The 20,758-nt window shown below is 63.7% G+C and carries 18 protein-coding genes and 1 pseudogene; 8 read left to right on the top strand and 11 right to left on the bottom strand.

The window, feature by feature from the left end; genetic code table 11:
• The 6 genes from M7H45_RS05865 to M7H45_RS11360 form a co-directional block, all read left to right on the top strand.
• Positions 1-420 (top strand): DUF4115 domain-containing protein (locus tag M7H45_RS05865; protein ID WP_298215317.1); only part of this gene is annotated, 420 nt, incomplete at its 5' end.
• Between the two features lie 10 nt (positions 421-430).
• Positions 431-1,552 (top strand): flavodoxin-dependent (E)-4-hydroxy-3-methylbut-2-enyl-diphosphate synthase, encoded by a 1,122-nt coding sequence (gene ispG, locus M7H45_RS05860; RefSeq protein WP_298215316.1) that lies wholly within the window; start codon positions 431-433, stop codon positions 1,550-1,552.
• Positions 1,553-1,621: 69 nt separating this feature from the next.
• Positions 1,622-2,848, top strand: a complete 1,227-nt coding sequence (gene hisS, locus M7H45_RS05855) for a histidine--tRNA ligase (RefSeq protein ID WP_298215315.1) — start codon at positions 1,622-1,624, stop codon at positions 2,846-2,848.
• Entirely contained in the window at positions 2,845-3,906 is a 1,062-nt protein-coding gene (gene prfA / locus M7H45_RS05850) for a peptide chain release factor 1 (RefSeq protein ID WP_298215314.1), read from the top strand. The genes hisS and prfA overlap by 4 nt, the downstream gene beginning before the upstream one ends.
• The gene (gene prmC, locus M7H45_RS05845; RefSeq protein WP_298215313.1) at positions 3,903-4,727 is read left to right on the top strand and encodes a peptide chain release factor N(5)-glutamine methyltransferase; all 825 of its coding nucleotides are present in this window, start codon (positions 3,903-3,905) and stop codon (positions 4,725-4,727) included. The genes prfA and prmC overlap by 4 nt, the downstream gene beginning before the upstream one ends.
• Positions 4,728-4,883: 156 nt before the next feature.
• Positions 4,884-5,714: a DUF4167 domain-containing protein gene (locus tag M7H45_RS11360; protein WP_408832552.1), complete on the top strand. Its 831-nt coding sequence runs from the start codon at positions 4,884-4,886 to the stop codon at positions 5,712-5,714.
• Positions 5,715-5,756: 42 nt separating this feature from the next.
• On the opposite strand, the gene infC is transcribed toward M7H45_RS11360, so the two are convergent.
• From infC to M7H45_RS05805, 7 genes and pseudogenes are all read right to left on the bottom strand, one after another.
• Positions 5,757-6,296 carry a translation initiation factor IF-3 gene (gene infC / locus M7H45_RS05835; RefSeq protein ID WP_298215319.1) on the bottom strand — a complete coding sequence of 180 codons (540 nt, stop codon included), beginning with the start codon at positions 6,294-6,296 and terminating at the stop codon, positions 5,757-5,759.
• 100 nt (positions 6,297-6,396) lie between these two features.
• Positions 6,397-7,353 carry a glycosyltransferase family 2 protein gene (locus M7H45_RS05830; protein WP_298215312.1) on the bottom strand — a complete coding sequence of 319 codons (957 nt, stop codon included), beginning with the start codon at positions 7,351-7,353 and terminating at the stop codon, positions 6,397-6,399.
• A 57-nt stretch (positions 7,354-7,410) separates the two neighbouring features.
• Positions 7,411-8,919, bottom strand: a pseudogene (locus M7H45_RS05825) (acetyl-CoA hydrolase/transferase family protein).
• A 101-nt stretch (positions 8,920-9,020) separates the two neighbouring features.
• Positions 9,021-10,361, bottom strand: coding sequence for an AAA-associated domain-containing protein (locus M7H45_RS05820; protein WP_298215311.1), 1,341 nt, complete (start codon positions 10,359-10,361; stop codon positions 9,021-9,023).
• Positions 10,362-10,368: 7 nt separating this feature from the next.
• Positions 10,369-12,096 carry an ABC transporter permease subunit gene (locus tag M7H45_RS05815; RefSeq protein WP_298215310.1) on the bottom strand — a complete coding sequence of 576 codons (1,728 nt, stop codon included), beginning with the start codon at positions 12,094-12,096 and terminating at the stop codon, positions 10,369-10,371.
• A 121-nt stretch (positions 12,097-12,217) separates the two neighbouring features.
• Positions 12,218-13,411, bottom strand: coding sequence for an ROK family transcriptional regulator (locus M7H45_RS05810; RefSeq protein WP_298215309.1), 1,194 nt, complete (start codon positions 13,409-13,411; stop codon positions 12,218-12,220).
• 120 nt (positions 13,412-13,531) lie between these two features.
• Complete coding sequence (locus tag M7H45_RS05805) at positions 13,532-13,741, bottom strand: hypothetical protein (protein WP_298215308.1); 210 nt, start codon at positions 13,739-13,741, stop codon at positions 13,532-13,534.
• On the opposite strand from M7H45_RS05805, the gene M7H45_RS05800 reads away from it, so the two are divergent.
• Complete coding sequence (locus M7H45_RS05800; protein WP_298215307.1) at positions 13,734-14,984, top strand: carbohydrate porin; 1,251 nt, start codon at positions 13,734-13,736, stop codon at positions 14,982-14,984. The genes M7H45_RS05805 and M7H45_RS05800 overlap by 8 nt on opposite strands.
• 126 nt (positions 14,985-15,110) lie before the next feature.
• Here M7H45_RS05800 and M7H45_RS05795 read toward each other — a convergent pair whose 3' ends face one another.
• The 4 genes from M7H45_RS05795 to M7H45_RS05780 all read right to left on the bottom strand — a co-directional run bounded on the left by M7H45_RS05795 (position 15,111) and on the right by M7H45_RS05780 (position 19,348).
• On the bottom strand, positions 15,111-16,313 hold the full coding sequence (locus M7H45_RS05795; RefSeq protein ID WP_298215306.1) for a sugar ABC transporter permease: 1,203 nt from the start codon (positions 16,311-16,313) through the stop codon (positions 15,111-15,113).
• Positions 16,310-17,089 carry an ATP-binding cassette domain-containing protein gene (locus tag M7H45_RS05790; protein ID WP_298215305.1) on the bottom strand — a complete coding sequence of 260 codons (780 nt, stop codon included), beginning with the start codon at positions 17,087-17,089 and terminating at the stop codon, positions 16,310-16,312. Before M7H45_RS05790 ends, M7H45_RS05795 begins: the two co-directional genes overlap by 4 nt.
• A gap of 59 nt (positions 17,090-17,148) precedes the next feature.
• Positions 17,149-18,237 (bottom strand): sugar ABC transporter substrate-binding protein, encoded by a 1,089-nt coding sequence (locus M7H45_RS05785; RefSeq protein WP_298215304.1) that lies wholly within the window; start codon positions 18,235-18,237, stop codon positions 17,149-17,151.
• Positions 18,238-18,985: 748 nt separating this feature from the next.
• Entirely contained in the window at positions 18,986-19,348 is a 363-nt protein-coding gene (locus M7H45_RS05780) for a response regulator (protein WP_298215303.1), read from the bottom strand.
• A gap of 516 nt (positions 19,349-19,864) precedes the next feature.
• On the opposite strand from M7H45_RS05780, the gene M7H45_RS05775 reads away from it, so the two are divergent.
• Positions 19,865-20,656, top strand: coding sequence for a chemotaxis protein CheB (locus tag M7H45_RS05775; protein ID WP_366145517.1), 792 nt, complete (start codon positions 19,865-19,867; stop codon positions 20,654-20,656).
• Positions 20,657-20,758 lie beyond the last annotated feature (102 nt).

The following is a 20,758-nucleotide window of genomic DNA, read 5'->3' as shown; positions in this document are numbered from 1 at the left end:
CCCGCCGCCGCCCCGGCCCAAAGCCCGGCGGCGGCCCCGGCCCAGAGCCCCGCGGCGGCCCCAGCCCAAAGCCCGGCGGCGGCTCAAACCCCTGCCCCCGCCCCGGCCTTGCCCGCATCCCCGCCCCCCGCGGCGGCGGCCCCGGCGGGCATGGTGATCACCGCCACCCAGGATGCCTGGGTGCAGGTGACCGACGCCACCGGCAACATCCTGTTCAGCAAGGTGATGCATGCGGGAGATAGCTGGCCCGTGCCCAAGGAGGCCGGGTTGAAACTGACCACCGGCAATGCCGGCGGCACCCAGATCGTCACCGCCGGCCAGGCGGGCCCGCCGCTGGGCGCCACGGGCGTGGTGCTGCGCGGTTACCAGCTCACCCCCCCAGCCGCCGCCAGCCAGCCAGGCCAAACGCCCGCCCCCTGAAGGAATCCCGATGAATTACCGCGAATATCAACAGATCGAGCGCCGCAAATCCCGGCAGATCCATGTCGGCAATGTCAAGGTGGGAGGGGACGCGCCGATCACGGTGCAGACCATGACCAACACGCTGACCACCGACGTGGAGGCGACCGTGGCGCAGATTCTCCGCGCCGAGAAGGCGGGGGTGGATATCGTGCGCGTCTCCTGCCCGGATGAGGAAAGCACCCGGGCGCTCAAGCAGATCGTCAAGCGCGTCAACGTGCCCATCGTCGCCGATATTCATTTCCATTACCGGCGCGGGATCGAGGCCGCCGAGGCGGGAGCCGCCTGCCTGCGCATCAATCCCGGCAATATCGGCAGCCCGGAGCGGGTGAAAGAGGTGATCAAGGCCGCGCGCGACCATGATTGCTCGATGCGCATCGGCGTCAACGCCGGCTCGCTGGAACGGCATCTGCTGGAGAAATACGGCGAGCCGAACCCGGAGGCGCTGGTGGAATCCGCCCTGGAACACGCCAGAATTCTCCAGGATCACGATTTTCACGAGTTCAAGATCTCGGTGAAGGCCTCCGACGTGTTCATGGCCGTGGCCGCCTACCAGCAACTGGCCGAGCAATGCGACCATCCGCTGCATATCGGCATCACCGAGGCGGGGGGCAAACGCGCGGGCACGGTGAAATCCTCGATCGGGCTCGGCTCGCTGCTCTGGGCTGGCATCGGCGACACGTTGCGCGTCTCCCTCTCCGCCGAGCCGGAGGAAGAGGTGCTGGTCGGCTGGGATATTCTCAAATCGCTGGGGCTGCGCCATCGCGGCGTGCGCATCATCTCCTGCCCCTCTTGCGCCCGCCAGGGCTTCAACGTCATCAAGACGGTGGAGACGCTGGAGGCGCGGCTCGCCCATATCGAGGCGCCCATCACCCTCTCCATCATCGGCTGCGTGGTGAACGGCCCGGGCGAGGCGCTGATGACCGATATCGGCCTGACCGGCGGCGGCGGCGGGCGGCACATGGTGTACGCGGCGGGCAAGACCGACCATACCATTTCCGATGAGGCGATGATCGAGCATCTCGTCGAGTTGGTCGAGACCAAGGCGGCGCAGATCGAGGCGGCCAAAGCGGCGCAGATCGCCGCCGAATAGCGGGCGTTCCGGATAAACAGGCCAGCCGGGGCGGCCGCCGCTCCGGCGTTTCGTTGTGGTGAGAACAGGATGACCAACCCATTGCAGCCCGTGCGGGGCACGCGCGATCTCATCGGCGAGGAGTCGGCGCGGCATTTCCATGTGATCGAGACCGCGCGGCGGGTGACGCGGCTCTATGGCTTCTCCGAATGGCAGACGCCGATCTTCGAGGATACGCGCGTGTTTTCCCGCACGCTGGGCGAGACCTCGGACGTGGTGACCAAGGAGATGTACAGCTTCACCGATCGCGGCGGCGATTCGGTCACCCTGCGCCCCGAGGGGACGGCGGGGGTGTGCCGGGCGCTGATCACCAACGGCCTCACCCAGACCCTGCCGCAGAAGGTGTTCTATGCCGGGCCGATGTTCCGTTACGAGCGGCCGCAGAAAGGCCGCTACCGGCAATTCCACCAGATCGGCGTGGAATTGCTCGGCCCCGCCGCGCCGCTCGCCGATGCCGAGGTGATCGCGGCGGGGTGGCATATTCTCAATGAGCTCGGCGTCGCGGATGAAGTGACGCTGCACATCAACACGCTGGGTGACGCCGCGAGCCGCGCCGCCTACCGCGCCGCGCTCATCGCCTATTTCTCCGCCCGCGTGGACCGGCTTTCCCCCGAGAGCCGGACGCGGCTTGAAAAAAACCCGCTGCGCATCATCGATTCGAAGGATGAGGGAGACCAGGCGCTCATCTCCGGGGCGCCGCTAATTCATGAACATCTCACCCCAGAGGCCGCCAGTTTTTATGACGGGCTGAAAACATATCTGACGACGCTCGGCGTGCCCTTCGCGGAGAATCCGCGCATCGTGCGCGGTCTCGATTATTATAATCATACCGCATTCGAATTCATTACCAGCGCGCTGGGCGCCCAGGGCACGGTGATGGCGGGCGGGCGCTATGACGGGCTGGTGGAGCAGATGGGCGGGCCGCGCGTGCCCGGCATCGGCTGGGCGGCGGGGATCGAGCGGCTGGCCATGCTGACCCCGCCGCCGCCCGCCCCCCCCTCGCCCGTCGCGGTGATCCCCCTGGCCGCCGAGGCCGAGGCGGCGGCGCTTAGCCTGCTCACCCTGCTGCGGGCCGAGGGTATCGGCGCCGAAACCGGCTATGCCGGCAATGCCCGCAAGCGGCTGGAGCGGGCCGCCAAGAGCGGCGCGGCCTGGGCGGTGCTGGTGGCCGCGGAGGGGATCAAGCTGCGCCGCCTCGCCGATGGCAGCCAGGAGGATGTGGACGCGGCGGCGCTGATCGGGCGGCTGCGCGCATGAGTGCCAGGCTGGATGACAGGCTGGACCGCATTCTCGCCCGCGCCGCGGAGCTGCGCTTTCTCCTTTCGGGCAATCTGGCGGGGGAGGAGTTTGTTAAAGCCTCGCGCGAGCTGGCCGAGCTGACGCCGGTCGAGGAGAAAATTCTCGCTTTGCGCGGGGCCGAAAAACAGGCCCGCGAGGCGGAGGCGCTGCTCAAGGAGCCCGAGATGAAGGAGCTGGCCGAGGCGGAGCTGGCGGAATTGCGCCAGCGCCTGCCCGCGCTGGATATGGAGGTCCGCCTCGCCTTGCTGCCCCGGGACGAGGCGGATGAGCGGTCCGCGATTCTGGAAATCCGCCCCGCCGCCGGGGGGGACGAGGCCGGGCTGTTCGCCGCCGAGCTGTTCACCGCTTATCAGAAATACGCCGCCGCCCAGGGCTGGCGCTTCGAGGTGCTGGATTATGACGAGAACGAGCTGGGCGGGATCAAGGGGGCGATGGCGGAAATTACCGGCCGGTCCGTATTCGCCCGGCTGAAATACGAATCCGGCGTGCACCGGGTGCAGCGTGTGCCCGCCACCGAGACGCAGGGGCGCATCCATACCTCCACCGTCACCGTCGCCGTGCTGCCCGAGGCGGAGGAGGTGGATGTGGCGATTAACGAGGCGGATCTGCGCATCGACGTGTACCGCGCCTCCGGCGCGGGCGGCCAGCATGTCAACAAGACCGAATCCGCCGTGCGCATCACTCATCTGCCCACCGGCATCGTGGTGGCGATGCAGGAGGAGCGCAGCCAGCACAAGAACCGGGCCAAGGCGATGAAAATTCTCCGCGCCCGGCTCTATGAGCAGCAGCGCCACGCGGCGGATAGCTCCCGCGCCGCCGACCGCAGATCCCAGGTTGGCACCGGCGACCGCTCGGAGCGCATCCGCACCTATAATTTTCCCCAGGGGCGGGTGACGGATCACCGCATCAACCTCACCCTCCACAAGATCGACCGGGTGATGCTGGGCGAGTTCGACGAGATCATCGACGCGCTGACCGCCGAGGACCAGGCGGCGCGGCTGGCCGCCCAGGCGTGATCCCCACCGCCCAGGCGCTGGCGGAGATCACCGCGCGGCTGGCCGCGGCGGGACTCGAATCGCCCCGCCGCGAGGCCCGCCTGCTGCTGGCCCATGCCCTGGGCGTATCCGCCGCCGGGCTGCTGGCCATGGACGAGGTGGACCCGGACGCCTATGCCGCGGCGCTGGCGCGGCGGGCGGCGCGCGAGCCGCTCGCCTATATCACCGGCCATAAGGAGTTCTGGGGACTGGATTTCCTCACCTCCCCCGCCACGCTCATTCCCCGGCCGGATTCGGAAACCCTGGTGGAGGCGGTTCTGGAGGCGGGCGCGCAGCCGGGCCGGTGCCTCGACCTTGGCACCGGCACTGGCTGCCTGTTGCTCGCCACCCTCTCTGAACATCCGTCCGCCTTCGGCATCGGCGTCGATATCCGCCCCGCCGCAACCGCTCTGGCCCGGCGCAACGCCCAGCGGCTCGGCCTCGCGCATCGCGCCGCTTTTCTGGCCGGGCGCTGGGCCAGCGCCCTCGCCGGGCCGTTCGATCTCGTTCTCGCCAACCCGCCTTACATCGAGAGCCAGGCGATTGCAGGGCTGATGCCGGAGGTGGCGCGGCACGAACCTGCCGCCGCGCTCGATGGCGGCGCGGATGGGCTGGCGGCCTACCGCGCCATCATCGCCGATTTGCCCCGGATTCTCGCCCCGGAGGGGCTGGCCGTGCTTGAACTGGGCGCCGGGCAGGCTCATATGGTGAGTGCGATGGCCCGCCGGGCGGGGTTCACCCCGGCTTTGAAAGCCGATCTTTCAGGAATCGAACGGGCCATTTTACTCAGATTCCGCAAATAAGCGATTGGCAGAATGAAATTTTACGGCTAAGCAGAATGAGCGCGGGAATGTAGCCCCAGTCTCCGAACCGGAGCCAGACAGGGGTAGCAAGATTTTGCTGCCGCCCCGCGCAAGCCAGAAAATGAGGATAGACACGAGCCTATGAATATGAAGCGCATGCGTGGACGCAACCACCGCCCGGGCGGCGGCAGCGCGGGCGGGTTTCGCAACCAGCAGAACGGTATCCCGCTTAACCGCAATCACGTCTTCGACAGCTCAGGGCCGGAGATGCGCGTGCGGGGCACCGCCCAGCAGCTTTTCGACAAATACACCCAGCTGGCCCGGGACGCCGCCTCCTCGGGCGACCGGGTGCTGGGCGAGGCGTATTACCAGCATGCCGAGCATTATTTCCGTATCCTGAGCGCCATCAACGCCGCCCAGGGCCTGCCGCCCCCCGGCCAGAACGGCCAGGGGAACGAGCGCTTCGGCGGCGCGAACGAACCCCAGCGCCGCGAGGCGAATGGCGAGGGCGAAACCGCCCAGCCGCGCGAGCCGCGCCCGGAATACCGGCAGGAAAACCGGGAGACGCGCGAGCCGCGCCCGGAGTACCGGCAGGAGCGGCGGTTCGAGCAGCGGCCGCGCCAGGAATTTCAGCCCCGGGACCGGCAGCCGGACCGCCAGGAACGCCCGGAACGGAGCGAGCGCCCGGAACGGCAGGAGCGGCCCTTCCGCCCCTCCGAACCCGTCGCCGACGCGCCGATCGATATCAGCGCCGCGCTGGAAGCGGAATTGCGCAACGCCATCGAGGACAGGCCCGCCGGCACCGGCGCCCAGCCGGAAACGCGGGAGGCGCCCGCCAGCGAGGCGCGGGCCATTCCCATCGCCTCCGAGGCGCCGCCCGCGGGCGGGAATTTCACCCTGACGGAGCCAGAGACGCCGCAGCCCGCGCCCAAGCGCCGCGGCCGCCCGCCCCGCGCCAAGGCCAAGGAGACGGAAGGCGCGGAATGACGTAAAAAAGCCCGGCTGAGCCGGGCTTTTTTATGCCGCCCGTTATTTGGGCGCCAGCACCATGACCATCTGCCGGTTTTCCATTTTCGGCATCTGCTCGACCTTGGTATCCGCCTCCATATCGCCGCGGATCCGCTCAAGCACCTTCACGCCCAGCTCCTGATGGGCCATTTCCCGCCCCCGGAAGCGCAGCGTGACCTTCACCTTATCCCCCTCGCCGATGAAGCTTTTCATCGCGCGCAGCTTCACCTGATAATCGTTCTCGTCGATATTGGGGCGGACCTTCACCTCCTTGATCTCGACGATCTTCTGCTTCTTGCGGGCCTCGTTGCGCTTTTTCTGCTGCTCGTATTTGAACTTGCCGTAATCGAGGATCTTGGCGACCGGCGGATCGGCGTTGGGGCTGATCTCGACCAGATCGAGCCCCACCGCATAGGCGCGGGCGATGGCGTCGCGGGTGCTGAGCACGCCGATCATTTCGCCATCCTGATCGATCAAGCGGACTTGGGGGATACGGATTTCCTCATTGACCCTGGGGCCCTCGCGGGATGGAGGAACGGGCGGCGCTGGCGGTCTGGCTATCGGAAAGTCTCCTGTCTTGGTTGGTCGTACCGGGCTTATGCCGAATCCCGGCCGGATTGCAACGTGTCCGCCAGCAGAGGTGGCATCCCGGGGCACATGGTCAAAACAGGAAATCCCGCCGGGCGTTCCAGCGTTCGGTGAGGGTTCTGGCCTCGGGCAGCTCGTCCAGCAGCCGCCCATGCTGGCGGGCGAGGTTTTCCAGAGCGTGCAGCAGGCTGGTGGCGGCCTTCAGCCGGGGATCGGCGGGTTGATAATAGGCGAGCGGACCGCCGAGATAGGCGAGCGGCGCCTCGACCGCGAAGCTCTTATCGAATTCCCGCTCGAAAAAACCGGGGTTGAGAAGCAATTCGCCGGGCTTGTCGCGCAGCGTCTCGAAGGGGGACACGTAATGGCCGGAATAATATTCGCCCTGGCCGCCGGCGGCCAGCGCCTTCATGCGGCCCGCCACCCATTTCTGCATCGCCTGCCAGGCGTCGCGGCGGGGGTAATGGGCGAGGCTGAGCCCCGCTATGGTCTCCGCCGGCACCTCGCGGCCAGCCTCGAACACTTCATGGTTGCCGGCCCCCACGATGAGATGCGGAATTTTGGCCCGCGCCATGACCTTATCCACCCCCGTCTCCCCGGCGAAGCGCCAGCGCAGACGCCACGGCACCACCGGCTCCGCCGGGTCCTCGCCGCCCACCTGGCCGTAATTGACGAGGGGCAGGCGAATGGCGCGCGCCCCCGCGGGCAGCAGGGATGGCAAAGGCTGCGAGCCGGGGGTGGCGATGAACTCATCCGCATCGAGAAACGCGACCCAATCCGCCGCCATCACCTGCGAGACCATTTGATAGCCCCAGCTATTGATGGCGACCTCGTCGAAGCTGACCGCATGGTTGCGGAACAGCTTGAGGGGGAAGCCCTCCTCCCGCAGGGCGCGCAGAATCTCCTGGGTGCGGTCCGTGCTGCCATTATCGAGAAACAGCATCTCATCCACATGCGCGGCGTTATGGCGCACGAACGCCTCGATGATGTCATCCTCGTTGAGGACGCGGGTGAAGGAAACGATCCGGGTCAAATGGGCTCCTTTGGCCCTATATCCCGCCGGGGCGCCCCGGCCGCAAGGGGATGGGGCTCAAAGACGCATCGTTCCGGTCTCGATGAAGCGCTGATGCCAGGAAAGCGCCTCGCCCGGCAGGCAGGGCGATTGCTGGCCGTAGGAATGCTCGCGGGCGCGGCGGAAATAATCCTGGAGCATCGGCCGGTAATCAGGATGGGAGCATTTCTCGATGATGAGCGCGGCGCGCTGCTTGGGGGAGAGGCCGCGCAGATCCGCGAGCCCCTGCTCCGTCACCAGCACCTGCACGTCCTGGGTGATGTGATCGACATGGGCGGCCAGCGGCACGATGGAGGAGATCGCTCCGCCTTTGGCGATGGAGGGTGTCATAAAGATCGAGACATAGGCGTTGCGGGCGAAATCGCCCGAGCCGCCAATGCCGGTCTGGATGCGCGAGCCCATCACCTGGGTCGAATTCACGTTGCCGTAGATATCCGCCTCGATCAGCCCGTTCATGGCGATGCAGCCGAGCCGGCGGACCAGCTCCGGGTGGTTGGAGATCTCCTGCGGCCGCAGGATCATGTGACGGCGGTAATCGGCCATGTTGGCGTTCATCCGCTCCGCCGCCGCGGGCGAAAGCGAGAAGGCCGTGGCGGAGGCGAAACGGAGCTTGCCGCTATCCAGCATGTCGAGCATGCCGTCCTGAATCACCTCGGTATAGGCGGTGAGAGTCTCGAAACGGGACTGGTTGAGGCCCGTGAGGACGGCATTGGCGATGTTGCCGACGCCGGATTGCAAAGGCAGCAGGTTTCGCGGCAGGCGGCCGATTTTCACCTCATGCTCGAAAAACTCGATGAGATGCCCGGCGATGGCCAGGGCGACGGCGTCCGGCTTGGCGAAGGGCAGATTGCGGTCCGGCGCGTGGGTTTCCACCACCGCGATCACCTTCTCCGGGTCGCAGGCGATGACGGGGCGGCCGATGCGGTCATCCGGGCGCACCAGCGGAATCGGCACGCGCCTGGGCGGCAGGGCGGTGCCGTAATAAATATCGTGCACGCCCTCCAGCGCCTCGTTCTGCCAGTGATTCACCTCGATGATGATCTTATCCGCGAGCTCCACCCAGGTTTTGTTGTTGCCGACGGAGGATGAGGGGATCAGCGCGCCATCCTCGTCTATGCCCGCCACCTCGATCAGCGCGATATCGAGCTTGCCGAGGAAGCCCTGCTAGGCCATCGGCGCCACCTGGCTCAGATGCATGTCGAGATATTCCATCTCGCCATTATTGATCTTCTCGCGGGCGATGGGGTCCGAATTGAAGGGCAGGCGGAACTCGATACCGTCCGCCTTGGCCAGCACGCCGTCCAGCTCCGGCCCGGTGGAGGCGCCGGTCCATATCCTCACCCGGAACGGATCGCCCGCGAGCCGCGCCGCCTCGATCCGCCGGGCCAGGGCTTGCGGCACCGCCTTGGGGTAGCCGGAGCCGGTGAAGCCGCTCATGCCGATGGTGCAGCCGGGCGGGATGAGGGCGGCGGCGGCCTTGGCGGGGATGAGTTTCTGGCGCAGCGTCGCGGACCTGATGCGGTTCATGGGCGGTCATCTTCCTTGCATGTCTCGGCGGCAGCCCGCGGGCGAGCCGTTTCTCCTGCCTTGGCGGCAGGCTGATCCGCCGCGCCATGCGCTAAGTCAAATCATCCCCGGTATTCGCCCGCCCGGGCGCGCTCCTCCTCCTCATCCTCTTCCTCGAGGCTGAATTGCTGGGCTTCCTCGTCATATTCGAAGATTTCCGCATAGCGTCCCCAGGCGATGACGGTGCGCAGCGTCTCCTCCGCATATTCCGGAGACATGTGATCCTCGAGCTGGTCCCGGAAGCGTACCGCCGCCGCGCGGTGGTTGGAGCGCTGCTCCAGCACGTTGCGGATGGCGGCGATGAGCGGCACATGCGCGCGCAGCGCCTCGGCGAAGATTTTCTTGCGGTCCTCGGTCTCCGCCTCGGCGAAGCGCCGCCCGGTCTCGGTGATCTGGATGTCGCCCTCCTCCAGCACGGCGAAGCCGAGAATGCTCAGCGTTTCGCCGAGGGGCAGAAGCTCATCCACCTCGAATTGCAGGGCGGCGGCGAGGGCGGGCAGGTCGGCGCGGCCATGATAGGGTTCGCCGCTCAGGGTCTCCAGCAAGCCGGCGATGAGGTTGGTGCCGACCGGGTGGAGCGGGTGCGCGAAAGGGTTGGGGGCAAGGGCGGCGGTGTGGACCTCCGGCGTGCGGCGGCGGGTCATGATGCCGTAGATCTCATCCACCATCTCGCGGAAGGCGGGGTCGAAACGGTTGCGCGGATGCGCGAAGGGCACCCGCAACTCATGCGCGACGCGGCCGGGGTTTGAGGAGAACACCAGGATGCGGTCGGCCATGAGCACCGCCTCCTCGATGTTGTGGGTGACGATGAGGATGGATTTCACCGGCAGCTTGCCATCCATCCAGAGATCGATGAGGTCGGTGCGCAGGGTCTCGGCGGTCAGCACGTCGAGGGCCGAGAAGGGCTCGTCCATCAACAGCAGATCGGGGTGCACCACCAGGGCGCGGGCCAGCCCCACGCGCTGGCGCATGCCGCCGGAAAGCTCCTTGGGATAGGCGCCGTCATAGCCGCCAAGGCCGATGAGGTCGATCGCCTCCTCAGAGCGTTCCTCCCGCTCATCCTTGCGCACGCCCAGCGCCTCCAGCCCCAGCTCCACATTCTCCTGCACGGTGAGCCAGGGAAACAGGGCGAAGCTCTGAAACACCATGGCGACGCCGGGGGCCGGGCCCTTCAGCGGCTCGCCGCGCCAGCGCACCTCCCCCGCGGTGGGCTTGAGCAGGCCGGCGACGATGCGCAGCAAGGTGGATTTGCCCGAGCCGGAGCGGCCGAGCAGGGCGACGATCTCGCCTTCCTGCAGGGTGAGATCGACGTGATCCAGCACCACCAGATCGGCGCTGGCCTCCTTATGGTAGGCCTGACGGCAATCGCGGACGGTGACGAGCGGGAGCCTTTGCTGATCCATGGCCATTTTACCCCAGCGTGGCGCGGCGCGTGGCGTAGGCGTAGAGCGGCCGCCACAAAACCCGGTTGAAGACGATGACGAAACAGGACATCACCGCGACACCCAGCACGACGCGGGGTGTGTCCCCCGCCGCCGTCGCCTGGGCAATATAGGCGCCCAGCCCCTGCGCGGCGAGTTGTTTGTTGCCCCAGCTCGCCACCTCCGCGACGATGGAGGCGTTCCAGGCCCCGCCCGAGGCGGTGAGCGCGCCGGTGATGAAATAGGGCAGGATGCCGGGGATCATCACCTTGCGCCACCAGAGCAGCCCGCGAATGTGGAAATTCGCCGCCACCTCCTTCATATCCCCCGGAAAGGCGGCGGCCCCGGCGATGACGTTGAACAGCACGTACCATTGGGTGCCGATCAGCATCAGCGGCGTCAGCCAGATGTTCGGATTGGCGTGGAAATGGACGATGGCCAGCACCACCGGGGGAAAGAGCAGGTTGGCGGGGAAGGCGGCGAGAAACTGGGCCACCGGCTGGGCGATGCGCGTGGCGCGCGGGCGCAGGCCGATCCATACCCCCGCCGGCACCCAAACCGCCGCCGCGACGATCATCAGCACCGCCACGCGCAGGGCGGTATAAACCCCCATCACCAGCGCCGTGCCGAGATCTCGCCAATGCAGGGTGGAGGCCACATAGCCGAAAATCTGCCAGGCCGCGTAGAGCGCCACCGCGGCGATCGCGAGGAACCAGAGGCCATCCACCACGCGGGAGGGTTCGCTGGTTTCGTCCACCCGGCCCGGCTGGCGCAAGGAGAGGCGCAGGCGGAAGATGGCGGCGAAGGCGCCGCCGATGATCTCGCCGATGGCGCGGAACAGCGCCCCGCGGCGCAGCAGCTTGAGCATCCAGGGCTCGGGGCCGGAAAGGGTGGCCGTGGTCTCGAAGCGGAATTTGCCCGACCACGCCACCAGCGGGCGGAAGAGAAGCTGGTCATAAAGCAGGATGACGACGAGCATGGCGAGGATGGCGTAGAGAATGGCGGGAAGATTCTGCCGGGCCAGGGCCTCCGCCACGTAGGAACCGATGCCGGGCAGGGTGAACTGGGTGTTGCCCACCGTCACCGCCTCCGAGGCGACAACGAAGAACCAGCCGCCCGACATCGAGAGCATGGTGTTCCACACCAGGCCGGGTATGGCGAAGGGCACGTCGAGTTTCCAGAATTTCTGCCAGGCGGAGAGGCGGAAGCTGCGCGCCACCTCCTGCAGATCCGCCGGCAGGGTGGTGAGGGATTGGTAGAAGCTGAACGCCATGTTCCAGGCCTGGCTGGTGAAGATGACGAAGACCGAGGCCAGCTCCGCCCCCAACACCCGGCCAGGAAAGAGATGCAGGAAAAAAACGGTGGTGAAGGTGAGAAAGCCAAGAATCGGCACGGATTGGAGGATGTCGAGAATGGGGATCAGCACCATGCCGGCCCGGCGGGATTTGGCGGCGAGCGTGGCGTAGGTGAAGGTGAAGAGCAGCGAAAACACCAGGGCCGCGAACATGCGCGCGGTGGAGCGCAGCGCGTAATAAGGCAGCCAGGCCGGGTCGAGATGGATGGGGCTGTTCTGGATCTGGGCAATGGGCGTGCCGATGGTCGTGCGCCCGACCTCCACCAAGGCGATGAGCAGCCCCATGACGATGAGCATGGCCGCCCCGTCGAAACGGTTCGGCATGCGGTGCCCAGCCAGGGCCGGAAGGGTATAATTCGTCATCGGGCCGCGCCTGGCTTCGGGTGGATACGCCGCCCCCCTTAACCATGCCGCCCGGTCTTGTCACCTGGGCGCATGATGGCGGTTCGATGACAGTTATGGCGCCTGACTGAAGGCCCCGCCGCTACGTGAAAGCGGCCGGGCCGAGCGCTGTGGCTGGCGGTTCCCCCAGGAAACGTTGCAGCGCGATCGCCACGCCCCCCATGGGTACCGCGAGATCGCCCAAGGTGGAGACGGTAATGGCGACGTCCCGGCGGATTTCCGCCAAGGCATTGGCCTCGAAAACGGGGCGGGCCGTATGGAGAAGGAAATCGGCGAGGGCCGCCATGGCGCCGCCCAGAATGATGCTGTTCGGCGCGAAAATATTGGCGAGATTGGCGAGGCCAAGCCCCAGCTGGCGTCCGGAATCGGCCAGAACGGCGAGTACTTGCGCATCGCCCCGCAACGCCGCCTCCCGCACCGCGCCGATATCGGCCAATCCGAGCCCGGCCTCCCGCAGGGACTCGAGAATGGCCCGTTCCGAAACATAAGCCTCCAGACAGCCCAAGGCGCCACAGGCGCAGGCCCTTCCGCCCGGCACCAGCTTCATATGGCCGATTTCACCCGCCATGCCTCGCGGACCACGATAAAGCCCGCCATTGAGATAGAGCCCGCCGCCGACACCGGTGCGCCCGGAGACATAAATAAAATCCGTGTCCCGCACGCCGGTGCCAAACAGATGTTCCGCGAGGGCCGCGGCCTTCACATCGTTTTCCAGGTGGGTGGGAACCGCAAGGGCGCGCGCGACCGCTCCGCCAAAATCGACATCGTGCCAGTCAAGCGTCGGCGCCAGGGCCAGCTTGCCATCCAAGCCGACAAGGCCCGGCATGCCTATGCCCACCCCGGCGAGGCGCCTGCGCGGCGAACCCGTCTGCTTCAGCAGGCCGGTAATTCCCGATTTGACCGCCGATAAAGTATGGCTCACGTCGCGGCTGCCCTCCACCTGCAGGCTTGCCAGGCGCGTCCCGCCGAAACTTGCGAGCACGATGTGGATTTCCCGCAAATCGATCGCGACACCCGCGAGAACGCCCGACGTCTCGTTGATGCTCAACTGGCTGTTGGGACGGCCGGAGCGCCCGCTGGGTGTCCGCACGCTGCGGATGACCAACCCATCCTGCTCCAGGCTGGAAAGAATGGTTGAAATGGTCGCGAGGTCGATTCCTGTTTCCTTCGACAGCACCCGGGGCGAGATCCCGGGTGATCTGCGAATGCCATGAAAAACCCGGGCGAGATTGATCCGGCGAATAATGTTGGAATTGATGCGAGGTGGTGCCTTCATATCGCCTTGGGCTTAGCGCACCCTTAAAGGTCCAGCAATTTCTATTTGACACTTCAACGACAGAGCAATATTAATTTGTTTGAGGCTAAAATTATTAGGGGAGAGTCTCGTCCTAGTCACTTATGAAGCGATCGCGAACGCGCGTTTGGATGGGGCGATCTCGCGTCTTGTAACAAGAGCCAACCGGCAGCCCTGAACAGGAGAGGAGACAATGATGAAATTCACGACGAGACAGCGCAGGCTTTGCCTGGCATCGACAGCGTTGACTGGGATGATTTTGGCCGGTTTGCCGGCCCTTGCCCAAACACCCTCCGCGACGGAGGTGAACATATCGCCTATCCAGCAAGTTGGAAAAACGCTTGCTGACCGCGGCATTTACCTGAACGCCAGTTATTTCGGCGAGTTCGCCGGCAACCCGACCGGCGGCGCGGCGCAAGGCTCTGATTACGCCGACCAGGTGGCGGCCGGGGCGGATATCGATCTGCAAAAACTTGCCGGCTGGCAAGGGGGTGCCCTGCATATCGAATTCACGAATCGTGACGGGCATAACCAGGGCGCCGATGTCATCAATAACTCCGTCGCCACCCAGCAAATCTACGGCGGCGGGCAGACATATTATTTGACCACGCTGACCCTGGAACAAAAGCTGGCCGGTGGTAAGGTCGATATTCTCGCCGGCCGGACGGAACTGGACCAGCTGACCCTGCACGATCCCATTTATTGCCACTTCCAATCCAACGCGATTTGCGGCCAGCCTGATATCATGGGGAAGATCATCAATGCGACGTTTTGGCCGGTCGCCGTCTGGGCCGGGCAGGTTATCGTTTCGCCCGTGCAGGATTGGTATATGAAGGCCGGCATCGCCGATCAGGATCCTGACGATTCCGCCTCCTATCATCATGGTTTCGATTGGGGGCTTTCCGGCTCCACCGGTTTCGAGCTGCCGCTGGAGATCGATTATCAAACCAGCTTCGCGGACGACGCCTTGCCGCGCCGTTACGATGTCGGCGTGGTTTTTGACCGGAGCCCCTATACCTACGCGCAATATAACTCGATGACCGGCGCGATGGGCAGCAGCCACGCCTATGGCCGGACCATGGTATATGTGCAGGCCAAGCAGATGGTCTACCGGCCGGATATGAATAGCGAGCGCGGGCTCACACTCTTCGGCGGCGTGGTCCTTGGCCCTAATGACAATCAGCAGGCGAATTTCAACGTCAATGGCGGCGGCGTGTATCAGGGGCCTTTCGCCTCGCGCCCGCTGGACAGCGCCGGCTTGATGGTGAGCGCGACACATTACCGGGATTCGTTTCTCAACCAGCTTTATGCCTACCGCGTCAACACGCTGGGCGGCACGGAGCGTCCCGCCTCCAATCTGATCATGATGGAATTGGATTACGACGCGTTTTTGACGCCCTGGGTGGATGTAATGCCTAACTTCCAATACATCGTGAATCCCGATGGATTAGGAAGCCGGGCCTATCCCAAAGGCAATTTGTCGAATGCGTTCGTTATCGGTTTGCAGTTTAACATCGATATCGCCAAGCTGGTCGGACTTCCCAGCCAGAGCTGAAATCCATGCCTCGCTAAAAACCCCGGCATCCTTCTGGATGCCGGGTTTTTTGTGGCCGCCAACAAAAAGCCAGCCCTGACAGGGCTGGCTTTTACCGGTCCGTTTCGCCGCCAGTACCAGCGGGCTTCAAGCACGGCCGGATCGCATGCGCTTTTGCCGTAGCAGCGTATCGATGGTGATGGCGGCAAGAAGGATGACGCCCTCGACCCCAAACCGCACGGATGACGGCGCCCCGATCAGATCCATGCCATTGCTGACGCTGGCGATGACCAGCGCGCCGAAAAACGCGCCATAGACGGAGCCGCGCCCGCCGAACAGGCTGGTGCCGCCAATCACCGCCGCCGCCACCGCATTCAGCATGATGTCGCTATCCCCGACGGTCGCGGAAGCGACGCCCAGGCGCGCGCCGTCCAGCAAGCCGCCAAGCCCCACCAGCGCGCCCGCGATGGTAAACGCGGCGAGTTGAACGAATCTGACATTGATTCCGGCCCGGCGGGCCGCCTCGGCATTGCCGCCCACCGCGTAAAGATGCCGGCCGAACTGCATGGACTTGGTGAGAATGGCGCTGGCGAACAAGGCGGCCAGGAAAATGATCAATAAAACCGGCACACCCTGATAGGCGCATAGCAAGCCAACCCCGATCACCAGCACGGCGAGCGTGAAAGCCAGTTTCGCGAAAACGATCGTATGGGCCTCGCCCGCCCCCCGCCGCCGCCGGTCCGCGTGGCGCATCAATGTCACGCCGGCATAGGCCAGGAACAACACGGCCGTTACTCCCCAACTCCATCCGGAGGGCAAATTCAGCGTGCCGATAGCGGTGGAAAGATCATCCGAGAGAGGCACCGAGCCGCCATGCTGGGTCAGCATCGCCAAGGTCAGGCCCTCGGCGATCATGGCGCCGCCCAATGAGACAACGAAGCTCGGCACGCCGATGCGCGAAACCAGCAACCCCTGCAGAAAGCCGATCACGACCGAGGAGCCGATGCCCAGGATAACGCATAACCATAGCGGCCACTGGAAAAACACGGTGCCGACCGCGAACACCGATGCGGCGACGACGCTGCTCCAGCCGATGGAGAGATCGATCATGCCCAGCAAGATCACAAAGGTTTCCGCCAGGGCGAGCGTTCCGGTCACCACGATCTGCGCCGAAAGATTGCTTAGATTGCGCGGTGTAAGGAAATTAGAATTGAGGGCTTCGAAAATGATCCAGATGAGGATCAACGCGGCGATGACCGGAGCCATTCCCAGGTCGGACGACTCGACCAGCCTGTGGGTCCAACGGCGCAAGGCCGAGCCTTGCTGGGGTTCGGCGGCTGTTCCGTTCATGCCATGCCTCCGATGGTGGTGCGCGACCCCGTGATGCAGCTGACGACATCCTCGGGCGTTAAATCCTTCTTGCGGCCTTCCAGCACGGTTTCCCCCAGACGGAGAACCACCACCTTATCCGCCACCTCGAACACGTTTTGCATATTATGCGTGATGAGGATCACGCCGAAACCATGCGCGGCGAGATCCCGCACGAGCCGCAGCACCTCCGCGGTCTGCGCCACCCCCAAGGCCGCTGTCGGCTCATCCATGATCACCAGCTTGGTTCCCCAGAGCACCGCCCGGGCGATGGCAACCGCCTGCCGCTGGCCGCCAGACAAAGCGGCAACCGGCGTATCGAGCGAGGGCAGGTTGACGCGCAGGGTTTTAAGGACGCGCCGACCCTCCTCCTCCATATCGACCTCACGCAACAGACCCGGGCCAAAGCCCAGCGGGCGGCTGACCAATTCCCGCCCCAGGAAAAGATTCGCGCAAATTCCCAGATTATCGCATAAGGCGAGATCCTGATAGACGGTTTGGATGCCAAGCGCGTTGGCATCCGCCGGCCGGCGGATCGTGACTTCATGCCCATCCAGAAATATCTGGCCGCTATCCGCGGGGGCGGCGCCGGATATGGCTTTGATCGTCGTCGATTTTCCGGCACCGTTATCGCCGAGCAGCGCCACAATCTCACCGCGTTGAACGGTGAAACTGACATCACGCAGCGCTATGACCGCTCCATATTTTTTATGGAGATGCTGAACTTTCAACAGTTCTTGCCCGCTGCTTGGCTCCATGACTTATCTCCGTCATCAGGACAGGCCGGTTGAAGGACGGCCTGCCCCCGTATCTATGGTTATTTCTGCTGGCAGAGCGATGCCCGCGCGGCATCGCCGACACAAATCGCGGAGAGGCTGGCATAACCGGACTTCACGATCGTGTCGTTCATGTTGTCGGCCGTTACGACAATCGGCGTCAGCAACACCGCAGGAATTTCATATTTTCCATTATTCACCTTGGCATTGACCAGCCCCGCGGGGGGCTTGCCATCCGCGGCCAAAGACACGGCGAACTCCGCCGCCGCCGCCGCCTCCTGTGGCACGTATTTGAACACGGTCATGGATTGCAACCCAGCGAGAATGTAGGTCAACCCGCCATTTGTGGCGTCCTGGCCTGTCACCGGCACTTTTCCGGCCAGCCCCACCGCCTGGAGGGCCCGGATGGCGCCGGATGCCGTGCCGTCATTGGCCGCCAGCACGCCGTCCACCTTATTGCCGAGCCGGGTGAGCGCTTGCTGGGTTTCCTGGAAGGCGTTTTCCGGGCTCCAATCCGGTGTCATCACGCTATAACCGATTTTGAACTTGCCCTGCTGGACCAGCGGGTTGAGGACCGACATGGCGCCATCGCGGAAATCGAAAGCGTTCGGGTCGGTGGGAGCCCCCCCGATCATGATGATCGTGCCGCCAGGCTTGACATGCTCGGCCAGGTACTGGCCCTGCAACTCGCCGACTTTTTTATTGTCGAAGGAGACATAGCCTGCCAATTTGGCGTCTTGGATCAACCGATCGTAAGAGACCACCGGCACGTGGCTGCGCATGGCGAAAGCCACGATGGAGGCCCCCGCTTTTCCATCCACGGGGTCCACGACCAGCACATCCGCCCCATTGGTGATGGCGGATTGGGCTTGGTTCAACTGAGTGTCGGGATTAGAATTGGCGTTGGTTACGATCAGCTTGACGTTCGGGTCCGCCGCCGTCGCCATCTTGACGAATTCCGGCCGATCCATCTGCTCATACCGCGTGGAAGAATTCTCAGGCAGCAAAAACGCGACGGTTATCTTTTTCGTGCTCAGCTGCTCGACATGCGGAGGGGTAACAGTTTGCGCCACGCCCGGCGCGGCGGCGAGAAGCGACACCGCAAATCCGGAAAAAATAGAACGTCTCATATATGTTTCTCCCTAAATTGTTCCGTTTCGGACAGGCCGGTCATTCATCCCGAACAAGGAGATGGTAGACATCACCCGAATTATTTTTAGCCTCGTACAAAACTTTACTATAATCCTCTCATGAGGATGTCAATTGGATATCCTTGATCTAAAGGAAAGAAAAAATCGTTTTAAATCAATCGTTTTTAAGACTAACCTCTACGGTGCCAAGAAAAATGCACCTTTGAATCAAGGCGGTCATCGCCTTCGCTGGCCCTGTCCATAACGCGCTGGCAGCACATAATCCGATCTGCGCCAGAAACTTTGTAGGGCGATAAAAATGTCCAGGACTACAGTGAATTAGGCTGACTTTGATGCCTTGCCTTACCAACCCTTGCCAGACGCGGGATCACTCCCACTCGATTATCCGCCGTCACCATAACTAACTGATTTTCCTAGGCAAAATATTTTTCTCCGTCCGCGACGCCGCCATGAATGCCGTCAAAAATTCGGGTTGTTGATTTCATTGAGAAATTTCGCTGAGTTTCAGAAATGCAGGTTTCGAGATCATTCGCTACCTTTCGCCCCATTCGTCTCATTGCTGCAGGCCTCGGAAGGTCGATCGGACCCACAAATCGTAGCTGAAAATACCGTCACAAGCACCAATTTGCTCACGTCGCGCACGACCGCGACCATATCAAAGTTATCGGCCGCCTCTCGGCATCATAGGATTATCGCGCATCTGACATGCGCGATAATCCCATCGATCTTATGGAAATCTCTTGGCGGCGGCGAGCAACGACGCCATGCGTTGCGCCAGCGATTTCGCGTCGTAGGGCTTCGCTTCGAGCGGACCGATCTCACATAGATCTGCGCCCAGTTCTGCGGTGCGCGCGTTACCCGATGTCAGGATCACGGGGAGCCCTTGTCGATTGGATCTCACCCAACGGGCTAGGCCGAACCCATCCATCTCGCCAGGCATCTGGACGTCGGAGAAAACCAGATCGACCAAGCCTGGCTGGGATTCGAGAAGTTCGAGCGCTTCTGCCGCATCAGCCGCCTCGATCACATGATAGCCGCATTCCCGCAGGTAATCGGCGATGGCAAAACGAATGAGCACTTCGTCATCCACGACCAAAATGCAGCGCGGCACCTCGTCAAGCTTAGATACAGGGCTGACATTTATCGAATCCATAGGGCACGAAATTCCGCTTTGATCAGTTCGTTCCGGGCAGAGGCACTTCGTGCAATTGTGTGCCCAATACGCAACAGAGCATCTGTCAGGCCACTACAGCTATTCCGACGCACCAAACATTCTATGATTATAGCGGCAATTCACCCCTCAGCGGGCGCACCCGCTGCCGCCGCTTCTAGGCAGACCAGCCCGATCGCAGCGAACGCGGAACACATGGCCCAACCCCCGTTGCCGATCCGCCAGGACACGAGAACAGCCAGCCCGCACTGCATCGCATAGAACAAGGCGAATGCACGTGAAGCGACGGCGACAACCTGAAGCGGGTCGGTCAGCCAAACAACGGCGATGGCGAGCGTGCTGGCGACGTCGCGTATCTAAAATGGGTGATCATTCCACCGACGCCATGGAACTCCCTTACCCGGAACTAATTGGTTGGCCCATCGTTCGTCACGGATGATGTCCCCGACGGCCATAATCGTCGTTGGGGCGTCCGCTGGTGGCGTTGAAGCTCTACGGCGCATCGTCTCTGTTTTGCCAGGCGATCTAAACTCAGCAATTTTGATCACACTTCATATCGGTGCCCACCGCAGTGACCTTCCCTGGTTGTTAAGCCGCGCGGGTTCGCTCCCCGCAACCCATCCCCTTGACGGCGAGAAGATATGTGCAGGACATATCTATGTCGCGCCGCCGGACCATCACATGCTGGTGGAGACGGGATACATTCGGCTCACGAAAGGGCCGCGCGAGAATTGGGCACGTCCGGCGATAGACCCGCTATTCCGCAGTGCTGCCCGAGCGTATGGAACTAGCGTAGTCGGGGTGATCCTGACTGGCGGCCTCAATGATGGAACCGCCGGTATGTTCGAGGTGAAAGCCCGGGGCGGAACAACCGTGGTGCAGGACCCTTCAGACTCTGTCACCCCCAATATGCCGCAGAGCGTGATTGACCATGTAATTGTTGATTACGTCGTACCGGTGAAAGACATCGGTTCCCTGTTGACCAGCTTGGTTGCTGACCACCACGCTACCCTTCCCGTCAACGTCCCTCAAACAGGAGATTCGCAGGAGAAAGGCATGACTGCCGAGTTCACGCCCAACCATCCCGTCGCTGTAACTTGCCCGGATTGCGGTGGTGCCCTGCGGCAAAGCGAACTTGGAACGCTGACGCAGTTCAGCTGCCACATCGGCCACGTCTACACCGCTGAAGTTGACGTGCACCCCTGGAATGTGACCAATTTTGAGTAGAGTCCGACGCAAAGGAGTCGGACGGAATGAAGCGCAGCAGGTTCAGCGAAGAGCAGATCATTGCGATTTTGAAGGAGCACGAGGCGGGGATGCCGACGGCGG

Origin of the sequence: Acidocella sp., assembly GCF_027352905.1 — a bacterium.
Lineage (GTDB): Bacteria > Pseudomonadota > Alphaproteobacteria > Acetobacterales > Acetobacteraceae > Acidocella.
The sequence above is the reverse complement of the archived record's forward strand: the minus strand, read 5'-3'. Positions and strand labels throughout refer to the sequence as shown.

What these genes read in the sequence shown, in the direction of transcription:
- ispG (WP_298215316.1), top strand. Translation starts at nt 431, where the DNA reads ATGAATTACCGCGAATATCAACAGATCGAGCGCCGCAAATCCCGGCAG.
- hisS (WP_298215315.1), top strand. Translation starts at nt 1,622, where the DNA reads ATGACCAACCCATTGCAGCCCGTGCGGGGCACGCGCGATCTCATCGGC.
- prfA (WP_298215314.1), top strand. Translation starts at nt 2,845, where the DNA reads ATGAGTGCCAGGCTGGATGACAGGCTGGACCGCATTCTCGCCCGCGCC.
- M7H45_RS11360 (WP_408832552.1), top strand. Translation starts at nt 4,884, where the DNA reads ATGCGTGGACGCAACCACCGCCCGGGCGGCGGCAGCGCGGGCGGGTTT.
- M7H45_RS05820 (WP_298215311.1), bottom strand. Translation starts at nt 10,361, where the DNA reads ATGGATCAGCAAAGGCTCCCGCTCGTCACCGTCCGCGATTGCCGTCAG.
- M7H45_RS05815 (WP_298215310.1), bottom strand. Translation starts at nt 12,096, where the DNA reads ATGACGAATTATACCCTTCCGGCCCTGGCTGGGCACCGCATGCCGAAC.
- M7H45_RS05810 (WP_298215309.1), bottom strand. Translation starts at nt 13,411, where the DNA reads ATGAAGGCACCACCTCGCATCAATTCCAACATTATTCGCCGGATCAAT.
- M7H45_RS05805 (WP_298215308.1), bottom strand. Translation starts at nt 13,741, where the DNA reads ATGTTCACCTCCGTCGCGGAGGGTGTTTGGGCAAGGGCCGGCAAACCG.
- M7H45_RS05795 (WP_298215306.1), bottom strand. Translation starts at nt 16,313, where the DNA reads ATGAACGGAACAGCCGCCGAACCCCAGCAAGGCTCGGCCTTGCGCCGT.
- M7H45_RS05790 (WP_298215305.1), bottom strand. Translation starts at nt 17,089, where the DNA reads ATGGAGCCAAGCAGCGGGCAAGAACTGTTGAAAGTTCAGCATCTCCAT.
- M7H45_RS05785 (WP_298215304.1), bottom strand. Translation starts at nt 18,237, where the DNA reads ATGAGACGTTCTATTTTTTCCGGATTTGCGGTGTCGCTTCTCGCCGCC.
- M7H45_RS05775 (WP_366145517.1), top strand. Translation starts at nt 19,865, where the DNA reads ATGATGTCCCCGACGGCCATAATCGTCGTTGGGGCGTCCGCTGGTGGC.